This window comes from Microcoleus sp. w2-18bC1 (assembly GCF_036700365.1).
In the GTDB taxonomy this organism is placed as follows: Bacteria; Cyanobacteriota; Cyanobacteriia; order Cyanobacteriales; family Microcoleaceae; genus Microcoleus.
The window spans coordinates 15,973-33,684 of the sequence record NZ_JAUBOS010000030.1 but is presented as its reverse complement, the minus strand read 5'-3'; the positions used below and the strand labels follow the sequence as shown (position 1 = coordinate 33,684).

The window sequence follows — 17,712 nt, the reverse complement described above, 5'->3', positions numbered from 1 at the left end:
GGTTGATAAGCTGTTACACATTTAAACCATTAACGATCCAGGTAAGGTGCGTCAGCTCGAACACTTACTATACTTGGGAAACGCTTATTTACGCTCCGCACCCTACTATCCTCTTTTAAATGCCGAACAGCTTAGTTATCTAGGATTATCCTAATTTGATGCTTTTTGAACCGCAGAGAACGCAGAGGAAGAGAAAGAAGAAGATGATAGCTTAGGCAATAATTTGTGTATTTTTTTTACAATCTAAAATCTAAAATCTAAAATCGAATGAGTATTTTAATTGTTACGGGTGCGGCGGGATTTATTGGATCTAACTTAGTAGAAACTCTTTTAAATCGAGGGGAGACGGTGATCGGTGTTGATGAGTTCAACGATTATTACGATCCGGATCTCAAGCGCAAAAATATTGCACGATTTGAAAAGTATCCGGGTTTTGAATTGGTGGAGGGCGATATTGTGTCTCTAAATTGGCGATCGCTTTTATCCGATGCTAAGGTAATATTTCATCAGGCGGCGCAAGCAGGAGTTCGTGCTAGCTGGGGCGACGGTTTTCGCAGCTACACCGAACGCAATATTAACAGCACTCAAGTATTGTTAGAAGCGGCAAAAGATGCGCCCAGATTGAAAAAGTTTGTCTATGCTTCTTCTTCTTCAATTTACGGCAATGCTGAATCTTTTCCCACGAATGAAAACGCTTGTCCCCAGCCAGTTTCTCCCTACGGAATTACGAAATTAGCTGGTGAACGTTTGTGCGGGCTTTATTACAAAAATTTTGGTCTTCCGACTACTTCGCTGCGCTATTTTACCGTTTACGGGCCCAGACAGCGCCCCGATATGGCTTTTCACAAGTTTTTTAAGTCGATTTTGTTTGACGAGGCGATTTCAATTTTCGGCGACGGATTGCAAACGCGGGATTTTACGTTTATCAGCGATTGCGTGGCGGCGAATTTAGCGGCGGCTGAGGTTGCGGAAGCTGCGGGGGAAGTTTTTAATATTGGTGGGGGAAGTCGGGTAGTTTTAAAAGAAGTTATTGATACAATACAAAGGATTGTCGATCGACCTATTCGGATAGATTTTACCGAAGCTGCGAGGGGAGACGCGCGGCACACTAGCGCGGATGTGTCTAAAGCCCAGAAAATCTTAGGTTATCAGCCACAGGTTGCTTTAGAAGAAGGATTAAGGCGCGAATGGGAGTGGATTCAGTCTGTGTACAGTTAGAGTACAGTTAGATGCTATCTATCCCAGAAATTCCGCAACTTAAATTGAACATTGTTAATTTTTTGAATTACCGAACTTTTGAGATTTTTCTGCAATCCAAATGCTGCGATTATACCATTAATTTTTATAAAAAATCGCATTTTTTGTGATTAGTAATGGCTTCGATAATTTTATTCAAAACTTTTTTAGAATCAGTCATTGTACTTAGCCAATAACTGCCTGAATGTAGCCGATGATAATAACTTAAATTACTCACCGCATACAAGCTGCCGCCACTTTTCAACCACAAATAATTAAAAGCGGCGACATCGGAAGCTTGCACGCAAATATCTTGATTATCCTCGGCACAATCCAGGTATTTCTGTACATTGACGAAGTAGTTGCCATCATTAATAAAATTGCGAAATAATTTAGGATTGGGATTATTTAGAATTAATTCTCGTGCTTTTTCAATATTGATTTCTGTCTCAGAATATAATTTAAAATTAAAGTAGGGATTGGCGGATGTCGGACAGTAAATTAGCTGAGGATTCCATGCAGTTATGTGGTAGAGTCTATCGACATAAGTTTCGCTCAAGGCATTGTCAGAGTCAAGAATAATTGCCCACTCATTTTTGCAGTGGGAAATCGCCATAATTTTGCTTTTATACGCACCAAAATTTTGCTCACCTCTGCGGATAGAAATCTTAGGTGACAAGTTTGCTATATTTGCTTGCATCCTAAAAAACTCTTCGGGGGAGGAAGCATCATCGTAAATAATAATATCATCAATGCGATCGTCATACAAAGCATTGCACAATGCACCTACAACCAAACTAGAACGGTTAAAATGGGTAATAGCTAGAGATATTTTACTTCTGTTAGCCACAGACAAACGCCGAATTGAAATTAAGCGAACGCCTAGAAGGCTTGTCCGCAAGTCCATCATAATTTTGTAATACTGTTGGTAAACTTTATTTTTGAGTTGTAAACTGCGAATTTTTCTGCCAGCTTTTCGCAAAATATTCATTTCTGTATTTGCCAATCTATACCTAAAGTTGATATTTTTTTGCCTGACAAAGGTTTTGGCATTTCTGTATCCGCGCACTAGCAAACTTGGGGATTTGAGTTTGGGGCATTTTTCCGGCGACTTCAAATAGCGGTAGTGCAGAAATACATCTCGGTAGGGAATTTCAACATCTTCACCAGCACACAATTGATTAATTTTTGCAGCCGAAATACTCATGTAATGCAAATAAGTAAGCCGCCGTCCTTTATCATATAAAACATTATCTATCACATCAAATTGAGAAGACCAATGATTTCCCGTTACCTGTTCGGGTTGAGCATATGCAAAGTTGTAAAAAGATATTTTGCTGCGGGCGAGTAAATAGTTAAGTAAAGATTGGTCAGCGCCCCGTAAAGACATAATTTCTGCTTCTCCTGATGTTAAATTTTCTAAAAATTGAGAGCAATTATTTCGATTAAAAACCCCAGCTTTTGACGCAAACCAACCCGCACAAAAAGTATGAGATTGCAGTTGGTCAATATTTAAAATTTGAGGTAATTTTGGGGAGAAAAAATCAAATATATAATTGAGATCGGATTTGTATTGAAAATCGTTTGCTACCCAATCAAAATCATCGAGTTTTTGATAAATGTAATCGAGATAACCCATTAACAGAGTGTCTGCGTCAAAATAGATAAATTTATCAAAAGGGCCGTCGAAACAACATAATTTTCGGTGCATCTCCAAACATTGAACAGGTTTCAACCCTTGAGATTTCCATACTTTTTGAGCTTTGGCATGAGTTTTCCAAGCTTGAGTTGCAAAGTCTTCCCAGAAATGAATTGAATCGGTGTTGTCAAAGAGGGTGACATTAGGACGAATTGCAATTTCTCCTCGCACTTTTTTCAGTCTATCATCATAGGGAATGATACAAACGGGAATATCTTTTGCCCCATTGACTTCGATACTGTTTAACAAAGCGACTAAGTGGTCAAAAACCACATCGTTTCCTAGAATATAAATACCATTTGTCATGATTTTTAAGTTTTTTAAATACTTTACCAAATATTCCGCTAGGGTGTGTTGGGCACTGGGGGATTATCTCGGCTTTATCGAATTTATCGAATATCAAAACAGCGCCCAATGCACCGAAATTCTCGCCCAAGTTGCCTGGGTTCCTGGCAGATATCTCAGCTTTATCAAATATTATAACAGCGCCCAACACACCATACAATATCGCATATTATAACAGCACTCAACACACCATGCAAAGAGCGAAATATTTTTTGCACTAAATTTGGTGGTTCCTCATTGAGATAACGATAATGTTTCCACAGTTTCCAATAAGGACTACCGGATTTAATTGGTATTCCCGCCCAGTGAATATATTTTAACCTTTTGCCTTTGTCATAAAGAACATAATCTATTTCTTGAAAATGCTTGGAACCAGCCCAGCTTCCCGGTTCAGTTGCTGAATTTTTAACAAGATTGCAGCGCTTGGTAATCAGCTTAAGAATGATATAATTTAGTATAGGTTGGTCTGTGACATTTTGAGTAAAGTCAAAATATTCTCGATGCTGCGAACATTCTCGCAAAATCTCATACATTTGTGATTCTGTAATAGTTCCTTTTCTGGATGCCCAAAAACCGCTGTTGAATACATCTTGAAGCTGGGAGTCGGTAAAGATATTCTGTTGTTGTACAGCAGGTGAAAATACATTTCGCAGTTTTTCGCTGAGGTGGTGGTAGTCGCAGCAAAAAAAGTCTACTTCTGATAGTTTGTTTAAGTTGGCTGCGATGTCTTCAAAGACAATGATATCGGTATCGATGTACAGAAATTCGTCAAGGGGGCCAAACCAGGCGGCGAGTTTCCGCATTTTGTTAGGAAGGGCTAAAAAGTTGCGATCGAACATTTGGCCAATTTCTCTGGTAAACTGTTCCACAAACTCCAGATTTGGGAACAATCGCACCCCGTGGAGACTGCTGAGGGCGGCTGCGACTTGCAGATAATTGTCGTCGAAGGGAACCAGAAAAACAGGTACTTGACAATTGTACAGACGTATGCTATTTAAAAGGGCGATCGCACTTTCGATCACCTTATCATTCGCAACAATATAAATACCGCGACTCATACATTTATCCTCAACCTTCTCAATACCCTTTTTAACAAATTCGGCCCAGAAACCTCAGTATAAGACTTTGGCGCTTGGGCAAAAATCGGACGCTTTTCCGGTTCGCGGAGATAGCGGTAATGCAGGAACAAATCGCGATAGGGAAACTCAATATTTTCGCCCGCACAAACTCTCCGAATTACATCCGGCGGCACGCCAATATAATGAATGTAAGTAAGTCGGTTTCCCTTGTCGTACAAAATCCGATTTTGCTCTTCAAAATGTTTGGAAGTGACGCTGCACCCGGTTTTTTCGCCATCCGGGAGGCTGTAAGCAAAATTATAGCTATTCATCCCCGTTTTCATCACCATATAATTGAGCAAAGGCTGTTCTCCCGCACCTTCATAGAGAATTTCCGCCTCGCCCGATTGCAGTTGAGATAACAGCCATTCCCTAGTATCTTGCTCAAACAATCCTTGCTTGCTGGCGTAAAATCCCGAACAAAATATTTCCGAGTCTATCCGATTTTTTTCAAAAACTTCGAGGAGTTTTGGTGACTGAATATTGTATACTTTAGTTTGGTCGCAAAATTGAAAATCATAAACCACCAAATCCGATTCCTCTAACTTCTGAAAAACCGCATCAAGGGAATTCATCACTAAAGTATCCGCATCCATATAGATAAAATTTTCAAACGGGCCGTCGAAAGCGCAAAAGCGTCGGTGTGCGCCGTAAAGCCGGAATTTTTTGCGATTCAAACGCTCTGGTGCGGCTGCTTGCATGAATTCATCCCATCGCTGGATTGATGCGCTATCTTCATAAATAAAGACGTTGGGACGGTTAACAATTTCAGCTTTGATTTGCTCTATTTGGTCGTCGAACGGATAAATACAGACGGGAATATGGGAGCCTAAGATAACTTCAATACTGTTGAGCAATGCAATTAGTTGGTCGTAAACTGTATCGTTGGCTAGCGTGCAAATTCCATTCATATCTATAGTCTCGCGAAGGCGGACTTTGTTTGTGTCGTTGCGGTTTCAACCGCCGAATCATTTAAAGGGTAAAAAAGAGTCATCGGGGGAAAACTAAGACGAGGGAGAAAGCGACGCCATCGCTACGCGAAAACCCCCAACACTAGACCTATCGCCCGCCGAGGAAGCGCCGCGAGAGGCAGAACGGCAACCGATACACTCACTGACCCAGCAACCGCCACGGAGCACCCGGTAATCATCTTTGCCAGTTTCCCAGGAACTTCCGTCAGTTGGTGCGCCGTTATAGTCTTGGTTCCACCTATCGCTGCACCACTCCGAAACATTGCCGTGCATATCGTACAATCCAAACGGATTCGGAGGAAAACTCCCTACATCTGTTGTTTCTTTGCGATAAAGTCCTCCGGGTGTATATCCGCAGGGGTCGCTTGCGTCATAGTTGGCTATTTCCGTGGTAATGTATTCCCCAAAATGAAATGCGGTTGTTGTATCGGCACGACAGGCGTATTCCCATTCTGCTTCACTCAGAAGGCGATATTTTCTCTCGGTTTTTTCCGACAGTTTGCCACAGAATTCGACGGCATCATCCCACGATACAAATTCAACAGGACGTTTTTCACCTTTGAACTTCGATGGATTATTTCCCATTACTGCTTGCCACTGTGCTTGGGTGATAGGATATTTGGCTGCATAAAAAGCGGGTATTGTGACTCGATGCTGCGGACCTATGTAATAATATTTTCCTGTTTCGCTGCTGGGGAAACCCATCATAAATGTGCCGCCGGGAATCGATACCATTTCCAGTACAATTTCGTTCCCTAAGTCTTCGGGGAAGAAGTGAGCTGAATGACGGTGGCGACTGTTTTCTTGTGGTTCAAAATTTACTGTTATCACATCAAACTCAAAGGTAGGCAAATAGTTTTGTAGTTGATTTTGGTTTTCTGTCATGGCGCTATTTCCTAAGATGCAAAGTTAGACAGCCAATTGAGCAAGTTTAATTCGTGGAGAATGATTTGTCTAGCTTCGGCAATTTTCTCCCTCGCTTCATGCCAATAATCCACATTAGCCACAACTTCTTTAATAAATTCTACTCCTTTCTCATCCAAACTCGGCAGCCTCAGAAAACTTCCCGCCGGCAACAATTTATCCGCCGCCGAACCGCCGTAATAAATTGGCAAACACCAAGCTAACAAAGCATCCCAAAGCTTCTCGCTGACATACCAATCGTTTTCTGCATAATTTTCAATAGCTAAGTTGTAATAGTATGGTGCGACGGCGTGCCATTTATTGTTGACATTCCCGTTTCCGCGCGCCCAATTTGGCAAGTTTCGCCCGTAAAGGTCAAAATCCAATTCTTGTAATTGCAGCAATTTGATAAAGTCTAATCTCTGGCGGTGATTGGCGCTGCGGCTAACACCTGAAGTTATCCAAGAACAGGGTTTAGTTTTAGCTGGTGGCGGCATTTCATCTAGTTCTCGAAACGAGTTGCTGTGATACCAAATCGCGGGCATATAATTGGGTTTTGGTGCGAAGTCGTCGGGGCCGGAAACGTAACTGCAATAAAGTTTTGCTTGTTCGTAGTTGGCTTTGGTAATTTCAATAACTTCTGGTAATGGTGGCTCGCGGATCAGGTAAATTATGCGTTCCTTGGGGACACCGCGCAATTTTTCTCTAATGTCCTTTTCTGGATTTTGGGGGCTTGGACGGCGGATTTTGTCGATCCAGGATTGCTTTTTGGAAGGTTGGGGAAAGTCGAATTGATACATGAGTAAAAAGTCTGGTTCTGGGTGGTTGGCGAGCATTTGAATGTTGCCCCATTTGCCGAAGTTTTGGGGAGTTTGTTGCCACAGCCAGTCGCTTTGGTTCATACCTGGGTATGTGGTAATTGTGCCGATGATTTTTGGGTTCATATCTAATAATAAATCTGGTTTTTGCGTGTGGGCGGGGCGAGTTTATGAGATTATTAATTTTAGGCGTAGATAGTTGGTAAAACCCGCCCCTACGGATTTTTAAATTATCGGATATCGCACTTGCTCATCCACATACCTCAAAATTTTCTCTATCCTATTTTCCCACGAAAACTGCTTGACAAAATCCATCGTTTCTGCATATCCTTCGCTTTTCCTCGGATATTTTGTTAAACAATCTCGAATGCTTTGCGCGAACTGCTGCGGGTTATCCGGTTCGCACCAAGTTGCTGCTATATTTCCCGATTTAAATTCCATTAAAGATGCAATCTCCGTCGCTACAATCGGAGTTCCCGATGCCATGTAATCAAAGAATTTTAAAGGAGATGTGAACGTCGCGGCCTGTGTCAAACAATGAGGGTGAGTCAAAACATCGGCTGCTTGCAGCAAGCTAGCCAGTTGATTTTGAGGGAGGTAGCCGAGAAATTTAATGTTGTTAACTTGCTTGGATTTGGCTAACTGCTGGTAGGCTGTTACTTGGGATGAATCACCGCCCGCGATCGCAAATTGAACTTGCGGCAATTCCTGAGCCACATCCACCAACATATCCACACCTTTAAACGGGTAAAGTCCGCCCGCATAAACTGCTAAATGCTGTCTGTCATCTGTTAATAACTGCTGTCGCCAATTCTGGGCTGCTTCTATTTGTCTCGCGAGAAACAAAAGGTTAAAACCGTTGTGCAGCGTAATTACTTTTTCCCGTGGCATCCCATTCTTAATCATGCTTTCTCGGACAGTATCGGCAACAGTTACAGCAATTTGAAACAGAGGATGGCAAACGATTTCTGGTTCAAAAATTTTTTCGTCGTGGTGGTGCTGTTCGTAGATAGCGGGAATTCCATTTTTAACTGCTGCTTTGACAAAGTTCCAGTCGCGGGTGTGGACAATTTTAGTGGATTTAAGCAGGTGAATCGGTAAATAGTATTTTGATACTATTGTACTGGAACTCGTCCACTTGCTGTCCCAAAGGTCGATCGGCCACGGCATCGGTAAATCTGCTACTTTTAATTTATCTTGAATATTGTAAATATTGGCAAGTTTGTCATCGGGTTTCCTGGGTTGAAAAGGAAAAAGCAAATCAACCGGATTCAAAGCACTCCAGCCTTTGCGGAGATATACTAAAACTGCTGGTAAACCTAGATTTGCTGCGGCATTTGCAGAATGTGCAACTTGAACTAAGCTCGCTACATTGGGTTGCGGTAAGATATTTCTGGTAAAAAATACATAATATTTGGACATGGTAAGTGGTAGTTAGTAATTGGTAATTAGTAATTGTTGACTGTTGACTGTTGACTAATGATAATGACTGATGACTACTGCCAACTGCCAACTGCCAACTGACTACTTTTTAACAGCCTGACGCTTAATAGTATTTTCTATAAATTCTAAAGTAGTGAAAATATTAGCAGCAGAGTGAAATGATTCTCTGATTAACTCGTCTCTTTCTTCGGGAGAGTCTACCATTTCATCTACTAGCATTTTGAGGTAAGCTATCATGGGAGTCAGGCGAGTGCGAATTTCATAAGAACCTCTAATGAGAGCTTCATCGCGAGCGGTTTCTTCGGCGAATTGCACTGAATACAAGCGAGTGTAGTATCCTCCTTTTGCTAGCAATTCTTCGTGGGAACCCATTTCTACTACTTGTCCGCGATCGATCACGGCGATTTTGTTGGCTTTTTGGACTGTGGAGAGGCGGTGGGCGATGACTAAGGTTGTGCGATCGCAACTCAATTTCTCGATCGCCGCTTGCACGTACCTTTCCGAAACCGTATCCAGCGAACTCGTTGCCTCATCTAAAATTAAGATTTCCGGGTTTTGCAGCAGGGCTCTAGCAATTGAAATTCTCTGACGCTGCCCTCCCGATAAAATCACGCCCCGATCGCCAATTTGAGTATCCAACCCCTCCGGCAACAGTTGGATAAACTCATAAGCATTCGCCCCCTTCGCCGCTTCCACAATTTCTTCCTCAGTCGCTTGGGGTCTAGCATAAGCAATATTTTCGCGCACTGAAGCATTAAACAAAAACGTATCTTGGCTAACAATACCCATCGCTTGTCTCAGACTTTTCAAGTCAAATTCGCGCAAATCCCTGCCATCGATCAAGATATTACCTTCAGTAGGATCGTAAAATCTCGGCAGTAAATCTGCCAAAGTTGACTTGCCAGAACCCGAAGTTCCTACCAAAGCCAAAGTAGTGCCATGAGGTAGAAATAAATCAATTCCTTGCAAAACTAAATTTTTGTGGTTAGGATAACTAAAAGATATTTTATTAAAATGAATTCCCGATCGCAAATGAGTGTAAGGCACAGAACCGTTCAGCATAAATGGCTTGTCCTCGCAGCTCAAAAAATCATTAACCACCTCTACACTAGCCGACGTATTAGCAAATTGACTGCGCCCGCTATTCAACTGTGAAATCAAAGGGATTAATCGAAAGAGTACCAATAAATAGGTTAATAAAATTGTAGCAATAGACTCTATCTCATTCGCAAATATTGTGCGACCTATAAATACAATCAAAATTATAACTATCAAATTAACAACTTCGTTAATTGGGGCGATCGCGGCATAATTTACCTGAGCCTGAAAATCTGCTTGTTCTCGCCTTTGAATTAAATGCTTGATCCGCTGATACTCTCTTTCCTCGTTCCCCGTTGACTTGACTAGCCGAATCCCACTAATCGTTTCCAGTACCCTAACCGAATAATCTTTCGACATTTCAGAAAGCATATGGCCAAAATGCTTGGAACGGTTAATAATATATTGATTTGTCCAAGCAACTAACGACAGTAAAACTGTAGCTGTCACCGTCAGTTTCCACGAGATCGAAAGTAGCAGACCCACAAACACCAAAACAGTGATTGAGGTAGTAAACATTCCGATGGCCGTACCAACTGCACTAGCAGTCCGACCAATCTCTCCGCCCAATCTATTAATTAAATCCCCGACTTTAGTTTTAGAGTAAAAATCTAAATCTACTTCTAATAACAACCGCAAACCTGCTTCTCGCAAATCAAAAGTCAAAGATCGCGTCAGAGAAGTAGCTACTAAAGTATTGATATAACTCGCAACATTTTTTAAAAAAATTGCCAGCACAATCGCCCCGGTCATCAACATTAAACGCTGATTTCCGGGCATTCCCTCAAAGGGATACATCAAAGTTTTAATTAGAGGTGGAGCACCACGGAGCTCGATAGTTTCCTCTAAAAAACTTAAAAGCACTGGTACAATCAGAGTAGTGCTGATACCGTTGAATAAAGCGCCAGAAAAGCCCAGCATCACAGTTAAAAAAATCCTGCCGGGATATCGTCTGGCAAATTTTAGGAGTAGCTTATTGGCAGACATGAAGCATTCCCAGCTAAACAGTACGGCATCTCAAAATATTCTTTAATAACAGCCAGCTTTTCTTCCTCCATTGAGTAGTTTTAAAATAACATTTACATACCTGCGATTATCTCTGAAAGTATCGGTTTCATTGCTTGAATACTATATTTTTTCACACATCTTTCCCGAGCTTTCATTCCTTGTAAATTAGCCGCTGTCAAATTTTGAAATATCCATTGAATTTTTTGTGAAATTTGAGCGGGAGAACTCGGATCGACTAAATAACCCGTTCCCCCTAAAATTGCTGGAATATCCCCCACTCGCGTAGACAAAACAGGCTTAGCCATTGCCATACCATCTGTCAGCTTGAGCGGAAACTGAGCCACGGCTGCGAGAGTTTCTCGCTGAGGAACAACGACAACATGAGCCGCTGCTACAACGGACGGCATCGTCTCCACTGGAAACCTTGGCAGTTTAATAATCCAACGCCCCCATTGTTTCACAAGTTTATCATCATAATCATCATAAGGACTGCCGCCGACGATCGCTAATTTTAAATCCGGCTCATTTAACAGTTCGAGGGCCATCAAAACATCCTCCACGCCTTTATGAGGTCGCGGTGCCCCCGGAAACATCACAACTCTATATCCGGACAAGCCGTAACGCTGTCTGCTCAATTCAGGATTGTATTTAGCAGGGTCGAACATTGCAGTATCCTTACCATTAGGCAAATATACACCACCAAAACGCTGTTTTAAAAACTTAGTATCAATGGTAACTGCATCAGCACGGTGAATTAGACTTTCCATCCACTTGAGATAGAGCGGATTATCTGGTTCTCTCAATTGACCGTTGTGTTTAAAAATATCTCGATAAAGTTGTTTAAAAGAGGGACGGTATTTCCATTCATCTCCGCCGTACCAGCTCAGTTCCCAGTCGTCTATATCTAAAATTATAAAGTGGCGAGTCGCCAGTTTTTTTAGCAGTGATAATCCAAAGCTTGTAGGTTTAGGTTTGACTGCATAAATAATATCCCCATCTATTTTTTTCCAAAGTTTTTGAGCATCCATCAAAAACCCCGGATAATTTTTACCCGGTATCGCATATACCGGGATGTCTCTGGGAGGAGTAGCGTACAATTCCTTGCCAAACTGAAATCCAACAACTTCTACATCACATTTAAGCTCTATCAAGACTTGAGCTAATAAAAAAGCACGAATTGCACCTCCTCCTGACAAATCGCTCACTACTAATGAAACTTTCACTGAGTATTTTGTTTAAAACATTTTTTTAATTTTCCTGCTTAACCGAGCTTTTGTCAAGGCGATTCTGACTCACGTACTCCCGACCACAGCAACCAGGTTTTTAACGAGGGCAAAGGGCAGCAACGAAGTATTTTAGTAAAAAAACAGAATAATGAACCCAAGACTGTTATTCTAGCCAGCAATAATTCTTCTAGGTAAATTTTCGGATATGTTGAGGCTAATTTTTTTAATTTGGGGCTGCATTTTGTTGTTTTTGATGCAGTTTGCCAACAAACTTTAATTATTTTAAACGCCAGGGATTGTTAAGTTGATTTGGTAAAAATATTTTAGCTGTGCGATCGACTATTCTAGTAAAGAGCGATCGCGTCACGTTCTTCGCGTACTGAGGGCGGTAAGGATAAGTGCAGTGCATTACTTTAATCGGTTTGTCGATCGTATAAACATCTTTCCACTTATCCAAGTAGTTGTAAACGGGGGACAAAATTGTCATTTTCGGTTTCACCGATTCAACAGCAGCCGCAAAAGCGCCTTGGTCTTTCAAGAGTAGCACATTTTGATGCGCCACTACCATATCGAAATATTTCTTAAAATGTATAAACAATTCCTGAGTTTTACTGCTTTTCGTAAAAGCGATAAATCCGCCATTGTATTGAATGCTATTTGCATTTAGCGGCAACCCGACAGACTGCAAAGTTGACAGAATATCCTGCTTAACTCTTAATAAATTTGCCGCTTTAGCAATCGCAGGCTGCACATCTTCCGTCACCAACAAATCTACCCCATCAAGAAAATCAAAAACCTCATCTATTGGCGACAGCAAACAAATATCGCAGTCCATATAAATAGTTTTCTCAAACAAAGATTCCCCGTACAAAGCCAGCTTAGCTTGTCGCGATGCTAAAACAGGATTTTCATTAGAGGGTGCAGGTTTCAATATGACATTTCCGAACACCTGAAGTAAAGGATATAAAATTAGAGGGACTCTATCTATTAAAATAATAACTGGTTCCCGGTGAAACTTCCTAACAGACGCTAGAAAATGAACGCAATCCTGGAAAGAGTAAAGACCGGTTAAAATAGTGATAAATCCCTTGACTGCTAATTTATTTGAATTCATTAATTTACTTATTGATTTACTTATTTACCGAGCGTGTGTCCACTCCCAAAAGCTCTCATTCCAGTCATCTCGTTGGTGAAAAATTCCTTGCCACTCATAAAAATGTACAAAATCTTTCAGGTTAATTGTTTTATTGACATCGCGGATCATATAAAGAGGTCGAGCTCCATAAAAAGAAGCCCACATAGTATAACTGCTAGGCGGCCCGACAACATAGTCGCACTCAGCCAAAGCATACATATCTTCAATTAAATGACCGCTGCCAAATCCACAGTTGAAATCCTCAAACAAACTCGGATTTTGTGGAATATTAGAACAAATCAAAAACTTGATTTTTTTGCCTTCAAATAGCCTTACCACAGAATTAATGACTTCTAAATATTGCTGAGTAGTGTAAAAGTATCTCCCCTTTTGATGCTGAGCATAATCCCCTTGACGGATGTGAATTCCGACTAGCATATCAGAGTTATCTTTTAAATTCAATATCAAACGATCTACATTGATTCTATATCGCTCTAATGGTGCAAAGTAGGCTCTAATCTGGTCGGCGTACTTGTGTAAATAGGGGAGATCTTCTACAAACCAGCCATCTCGAAATAGCCAGCCTTGAAAACAAACAATTGAACCCTGCTTGATTTGTGCGATATCCTGATATGCAAGCCAACTAAAAGGTTTTTTTCGGGTTATTTCTTGCGTTTTTAATATTTTTTGGCTGCTTAAATACTTAATAAAATTATAATATTTGCTTCTGACAAACTTGTTACCTCCTGCGGTAAAATATGGAGGAGGATAACAACACAAAAAATCCCCTGCGGTTCCCACAAAGAATTCTGCATATTCCTCAAAAGCCGGATTGAGAACCGTCAAATTATGCTCGATCGCCCAAGAAATGAAATTAGCAAAAAGCAGCAGTCGGTTGCCGAGTTGTCCCGATTTAGCAGATATTATTAGCATATTGTATTTTTGGGGTGGGCGGGACGCCCAACCCCTACTCCCCACAAGAATTCAATCAAATTTTGCTGTAATGGTAAGGTGCGCTATAAGCACGCTACATACTAAGAGTGGTGACACTTTTGATGCCACTGCCAAGCATGGGAGATAATATCCTTGATGTCGGGATATTATGGAGACCAACCCAAGGTTTCGATCGCCTTTTTGCTGCTGCCAACTAAACCAGGAGGGTCTCCCGGACGCCGATCGCACTCAACAGCCTTAATCTCTTTTCCCGTCACTTGACGAGCCGTTTCTATCACCTCTTTCACCGAAAACCCGTCTCCATTGCCCAAATTAAAGAAATCAGATTTGCCACCATTTAACAAATATTCTAATCCTAAAATGTGAGCAGATGCCAACTCGTTAACGTGAATGTAATCCCGGATGCAAGTACCGTCAGTAGTCTCGTAATCCGTGCCAAAAATCGCGATCGAATCTCGTTTACCCAAAGCTGCGAACAACACCAGTGGGATCAGGTGAGTTTCTGGATTGCGATCCTCTCCTAACAACCCGTTAGGGTCAGCCCCAGCCACGTTAAAATAGCGAAAACAAACAGACTTGAAATCATACGCAGCGTCTAAATCCGACAAAATCCGTTCTACCATTAACTTAGTAGCACCGTAGGGATTGATCGGATTTTGTGGGTAGTCTTCTGTGAGCGGAATTTTCTCAGGTACACCGTAAGTCGCGCAAAGGGATTGTTAAGTTGATTTGGTAAAAATATTGTAGCCGTGCGATCGACTATTCTAGTAAAGAGCGATCGCGTCACGTTCTTCGCGTACTGAGGGCGGTAAGGATAAGTGCAGTGCATTACTTTAATCGGTTTGTCGATCGTATAAACATCTTTCCACTTATCCAAGTAGTTGTAAACCGGGGACAAAGTTGTCATTTTCGGTTTCACTGATTCAACAGCCGCTGCCAAAGCGCCCTGAATCTTTCAAGAATAGCACATTTTGATCGCCACTACCATATCGAAATATTTCTTAAAGTTTATAAACAATTCCTGAGTTTTACTGCTTTTCGTAAAAGCGATAAATCCGCCATTGTATTGAATGCTCTTTACATTTAGCGGCAACCCGATAGACTCCAAAGTTGACAGAATATCCTGCTTGACTCTTAATAAATTTGCCGTTTTAGCAATCGCAGGCTGCCCGTCTTCTGTTATCAGCAAATCTACTTCATCAAGATAGTCAAAAACTTCATATATTGGCGATAGCAAACAAATATCCCACTCCAGATAAATAGTTTTCTCAAAAGGAGATTGTGGATACAAAGCCAGCTTAGCTTGTCGCGATGCTAAAACAGGATTTTCGGGTTTCGGTGCGTCCTGCAATCTCACATTTCCGAACACCAAAAGTAAGGGATATAAAAATCGCGGGACTCTATCTATTAAAATAATAATTGGTTCGCGGTGAACCTTCCTGACTGAAGCTAGAAAATGAACGCAATCCTGGAAAGAGTACAATCCAATTAAAATAATGATAAATCCTCTATCCATATCTTTTCTCTAACGATAGTAAAAATCGAAATTTAATAAGGCAATTAACTGTGTTTTTAATAACCGATAGAGATATTGCCAATGGTAAAACTGTAATTTATCCCAAACTTTATCCCAAAAGGTTCTTACTTGATTTTTTTGCCAGTCCCAATGAGCAAAAGAATGCTCCATAATTTGAGCGAGTTCCTCCCACCCGTCATTACGAATATTCCACCCAACTTTAGCAGTTGCTAACCCAATGGGATTACCGTCTTTTGTTTTGACTTTTTGCACTTCAAAAAATCTTCCAATCTTTCCCCATTCTTGAATAAACTGAATTTCTTTACCATTGTCTCTCGCAATTACGAACAAGTTTTCTGGAACAAAACTTACATTTTTCAATGAAATTTCTAGCTTTTTTGCTAATTTGTGAATTGCCTCTTTTCTCCCCGGTAATGATTGATTTGGTGGATGTTCTAGAATGGGAATAAACCCTTTAGAAGTAATGCCGGACATCCATTCTCTCTCCGGCACTTTTCCTCTGATTCTTGTATCTGCATCCACAAAGATTGTCACTCGGCATAATTCTAAGGCTTTTTTTAGTGCAAATCGTTTATCATTATAACAATAATCTACACCTTCGCGACTTTTTTTAAAGGCGAAAACATTCGTTAAATTCTGAAAGTCATGTGGGTTGTCAGTACAAACAACTAGCATCGTCCCTAGAGAATGAGTTTCTAAGTCTGCTGCTAGTTGTTTGGCTAATTCGCGATACTTTTTCCCAAAAGCTAAGGTGCAAAAACAAAAATCTTTGTGACTGTTTAACATTATTTAAGACTCTATTTTTGCACTTGTTTTATTGGAGTTTATGCTAACTGTGACGCTTTTGATGCCACTGCCAAGCATGGGATATAATATTCTTGATGTCTGGATATTCTGGAGACCAGCCCAAGGTTTCGATCGCCTTTTTGCTGCTGCCAACCAAAGCAGGCGGGTCTCCCGGACGCCGATCGCACTCAACAGCCTTAATCTCTTTTCCCGTCACTTGACGAGCCGTTTCTATCACCTCTTTCACCGAAAAACCGCCACCATTGCCCAAATTAAAGAAATCAGATTTGCCACCATTGAGCAAATATTCTAATCCCAAAATGTGAGCCGATGCCAAATCGTTAACGTGAATGTAATCCCGAATGCAAGTACCGTCAGGAGTCTCGTAATCCGTGCCAAAAATCGCGATCGAATCTCGTTTACCCAAAGCCGCGAACAACACCAGCGGGATCAGGTGAGTTTCGGGATTGTGATCCTCTCCTAATAATCCGTTCGGATCGGCCCCAGCCGCGTTAAAATAGCGGAAACAAACAGACTTGAAATCATACGCAGCGTCAAAATCCGACAAAATCCGTTCTACCATTAACTTAGTAGCACCGTAGGGATTGATCGGGTTTTGTGGGTGGTCTTCTGTGAGCGGAATTTTTTCCGGTACACCGTAAGTCGCGCAAGTAGAAGAAAACACAAATTTCTTCACGTCAGCAGCGATCATTGCTTCCAAAAGGGTAATAGTGCCGATGACATTGTTACGATAATATTTAGCGGGATCGGTAACAGATTCGCCCACGTAAGCGTATGCAGAAAAGTGCATTACCGCATCAATCTTGTGCGTAGCAAACAAGTTGTCTAGAAGAGTGCGATCGTTCGTGTCGCCAACTACTAACTCCACCTGCAAAGCCCGATCTACTATATCTCTGTGACCGTAAACTAAATTATCCAAAATCACCACACCGTAACCAGCGTTTTTCAGCGCTAATACCGCGTGAGAGCCAATATATCCCGCTCCGCCCGTCACCAAAATAGTTGGTTTGTCTGCACTCATTTTATTCTGCCTGTTTTTGTAGCTGGGATTGCCAAGAGCCTTGTTAATTTGAGACTTCCACATCTGAGGCTTTCACACTCGGCGTCAGCGGGAGAATTCAAGCTAAATATCTAGGCTTTGCTGTGCCCGACGGGACGATCGCACTCCTAAAAAACGCTTTTTAAACTCCAGACCGATGCTGAGGGAGCAAGTCTTTCTGTTCAATCGATAAACTTGAGGCGACCAATTTGGATATAATCAAATATCCGATTAATCTGATGTCGATCCTCTTCTGAAATTTTATCATCTGATAGGATAGCCGAAGTCAAAACTAAGTGTTCCCTGCGACTGATCTTGCCAGAGGCTACAATCCGATCGACTTTTTGAGAAATTGTTAAGTTCGATTTGTTGTGA

The 17,712-nt window shown here is 41.4% G+C and carries 15 protein-coding genes and 1 pseudogene; 1 reads left to right on the top strand and 15 read right to left on the bottom strand.

What is annotated here, in order from left to right; genetic code table 11:
* Positions 1-267: 267 nt before the first annotated feature.
* Positions 268-1,218, top strand: coding sequence for an NAD-dependent epimerase/dehydratase family protein (locus QT979_RS16815; RefSeq protein ID WP_333208714.1), 951 nt, complete (start codon positions 268-270; stop codon positions 1,216-1,218).
* Between the two features lie 124 nt (positions 1,219-1,342).
* Here the strand turns inward: QT979_RS16815 and QT979_RS16810 are convergent, their stop codons facing one another.
* The 15 genes and pseudogenes from QT979_RS16810 to galE all read right to left on the bottom strand — a co-directional run bounded on the left by QT979_RS16810 (position 1,343) and on the right by galE (position 17,319).
* A complete protein-coding gene (locus QT979_RS16810; RefSeq protein WP_333311132.1) occupies positions 1,343-3,241 on the bottom strand; it encodes an Npun_R2821/Npun_R2822 family protein in 1,899 nt (632 codons plus the stop codon).
* Between the two features lie 164 nt (positions 3,242-3,405).
* Positions 3,406-4,338 (bottom strand): Npun_R2821/Npun_R2822 family protein, encoded by a 933-nt coding sequence (locus tag QT979_RS16805; RefSeq protein ID WP_333311130.1) that lies wholly within the window; start codon positions 4,336-4,338, stop codon positions 3,406-3,408.
* Positions 4,335-5,309 (bottom strand): Npun_R2821/Npun_R2822 family protein, encoded by a 975-nt coding sequence (locus tag QT979_RS16800; protein WP_333311128.1) that lies wholly within the window; start codon positions 5,307-5,309, stop codon positions 4,335-4,337. Before QT979_RS16800 ends, QT979_RS16805 begins: the two co-directional genes overlap by 4 nt.
* Before the next feature lie 93 nt (positions 5,310-5,402).
* On the bottom strand, positions 5,403-6,254 hold the full coding sequence (locus QT979_RS16795) for a formylglycine-generating enzyme family protein (RefSeq protein ID WP_333311126.1): 852 nt from the start codon (positions 6,252-6,254) through the stop codon (positions 5,403-5,405).
* An 11-nt stretch (positions 6,255-6,265) separates the two neighbouring features.
* Positions 6,266-7,216 carry a glycosyltransferase family 10 domain-containing protein gene (locus QT979_RS16790; RefSeq protein WP_333208723.1) on the bottom strand — a complete coding sequence of 317 codons (951 nt, stop codon included), beginning with the start codon at positions 7,214-7,216 and terminating at the stop codon, positions 6,266-6,268.
* A gap of 99 nt (positions 7,217-7,315) precedes the next feature.
* The gene (locus QT979_RS16785) at positions 7,316-8,512 is read right to left on the bottom strand and encodes a glycosyltransferase (protein ID WP_333311124.1); all 1,197 of its coding nucleotides are present in this window, start codon (positions 8,510-8,512) and stop codon (positions 7,316-7,318) included.
* A 102-nt stretch (positions 8,513-8,614) separates the two neighbouring features.
* Positions 8,615-10,618 (bottom strand): ABC transporter ATP-binding protein, encoded by a 2,004-nt coding sequence (locus QT979_RS16780; protein ID WP_333208727.1) that lies wholly within the window; start codon positions 10,616-10,618, stop codon positions 8,615-8,617.
* Between the two features lie 92 nt (positions 10,619-10,710).
* Positions 10,711-11,862 carry a glycosyltransferase family 4 protein gene (locus tag QT979_RS16775; protein ID WP_333311123.1) on the bottom strand — a complete coding sequence of 384 codons (1,152 nt, stop codon included), beginning with the start codon at positions 11,860-11,862 and terminating at the stop codon, positions 10,711-10,713.
* A gap of 280 nt (positions 11,863-12,142) precedes the next feature.
* On the bottom strand, positions 12,143-12,979 hold the full coding sequence (locus QT979_RS16770) for a hypothetical protein (protein ID WP_333208731.1): 837 nt from the start codon (positions 12,977-12,979) through the stop codon (positions 12,143-12,145).
* A 24-nt stretch (positions 12,980-13,003) separates the two neighbouring features.
* Positions 13,004-13,933: an alpha-1,2-fucosyltransferase gene (locus tag QT979_RS16765; RefSeq protein ID WP_333311122.1), complete on the bottom strand. Its 930-nt coding sequence runs from the start codon at positions 13,931-13,933 to the stop codon at positions 13,004-13,006.
* 170 nt (positions 13,934-14,103) lie between these two features.
* Positions 14,104-14,670: pseudogene (locus QT979_RS16760) on the bottom strand (NAD-dependent epimerase/dehydratase family protein); the annotation flags it as partial.
* Complete coding sequence (locus QT979_RS16755; protein WP_333208735.1) at positions 14,577-14,861, bottom strand: hypothetical protein; 285 nt, start codon at positions 14,859-14,861, stop codon at positions 14,577-14,579. The gene QT979_RS16755 and the pseudogene QT979_RS16760, both read right to left, overlap by 94 nt.
* Positions 14,862-14,909: 48 nt before the next feature.
* Positions 14,910-15,470, bottom strand: coding sequence for a hypothetical protein (locus QT979_RS16750; RefSeq protein WP_333311121.1), 561 nt, complete (start codon positions 15,468-15,470; stop codon positions 14,910-14,912).
* A 9-nt stretch (positions 15,471-15,479) separates the two neighbouring features.
* Positions 15,480-16,277 (bottom strand): hypothetical protein, encoded by a 798-nt coding sequence (locus QT979_RS16745; protein ID WP_333208737.1) that lies wholly within the window; start codon positions 16,275-16,277, stop codon positions 15,480-15,482.
* Between the two features lie 43 nt (positions 16,278-16,320).
* Positions 16,321-17,319, bottom strand: a complete 999-nt coding sequence (gene galE / locus QT979_RS16740; protein ID WP_333208739.1) for a UDP-glucose 4-epimerase GalE — start codon at positions 17,317-17,319, stop codon at positions 16,321-16,323.
* Between the last annotated feature and the right edge of the window lie 393 nt (positions 17,320-17,712).

Coding starts and splice junctions, on each gene's coding strand:
- QT979_RS16815 (WP_333208714.1), top strand. CDS start 268: ATGAGTATTTTAATTGTTACGGGTGCGGCGGGATTTATTGGATCTAAC.
- QT979_RS16810 (WP_333311132.1), bottom strand. CDS start 3,241: ATGACAAATGGTATTTATATTCTAGGAAACGATGTGGTTTTTGACCAC.
- QT979_RS16805 (WP_333311130.1), bottom strand. CDS start 4,338: ATGAGTCGCGGTATTTATATTGTTGCGAATGATAAGGTGATCGAAAGT.
- QT979_RS16800 (WP_333311128.1), bottom strand. CDS start 5,309: ATGAATGGAATTTGCACGCTAGCCAACGATACAGTTTACGACCAACTA.
- QT979_RS16795 (WP_333311126.1), bottom strand. CDS start 6,254: ATGACAGAAAACCAAAATCAACTACAAAACTATTTGCCTACCTTTGAG.
- QT979_RS16790 (WP_333208723.1), bottom strand. CDS start 7,216: ATGAACCCAAAAATCATCGGCACAATTACCACATACCCAGGTATGAAC.
- QT979_RS16785 (WP_333311124.1), bottom strand. CDS start 8,512: ATGTCCAAATATTATGTATTTTTTACCAGAAATATCTTACCGCAACCC.
- QT979_RS16780 (WP_333208727.1), bottom strand. CDS start 10,618: ATGTCTGCCAATAAGCTACTCCTAAAATTTGCCAGACGATATCCCGGC.
- QT979_RS16770 (WP_333208731.1), bottom strand. CDS start 12,979: ATGAATTCAAATAAATTAGCAGTCAAGGGATTTATCACTATTTTAACC.
- QT979_RS16765 (WP_333311122.1), bottom strand. CDS start 13,933: ATGCTAATAATATCTGCTAAATCGGGACAACTCGGCAACCGACTGCTG.
- QT979_RS16755 (WP_333208735.1), bottom strand. CDS start 14,861: ATGACAACTTTGTCCCCGGTTTACAACTACTTGGATAAGTGGAAAGAT.
- QT979_RS16750 (WP_333311121.1), bottom strand. CDS start 15,470: ATGGATAGAGGATTTATCATTATTTTAATTGGATTGTACTCTTTCCAG.
- QT979_RS16745 (WP_333208737.1), bottom strand. CDS start 16,277: ATGTTAAACAGTCACAAAGATTTTTGTTTTTGCACCTTAGCTTTTGGG.
- galE (WP_333208739.1), bottom strand. CDS start 17,319: ATGAGTGCAGACAAACCAACTATTTTGGTGACGGGCGGAGCGGGATAT.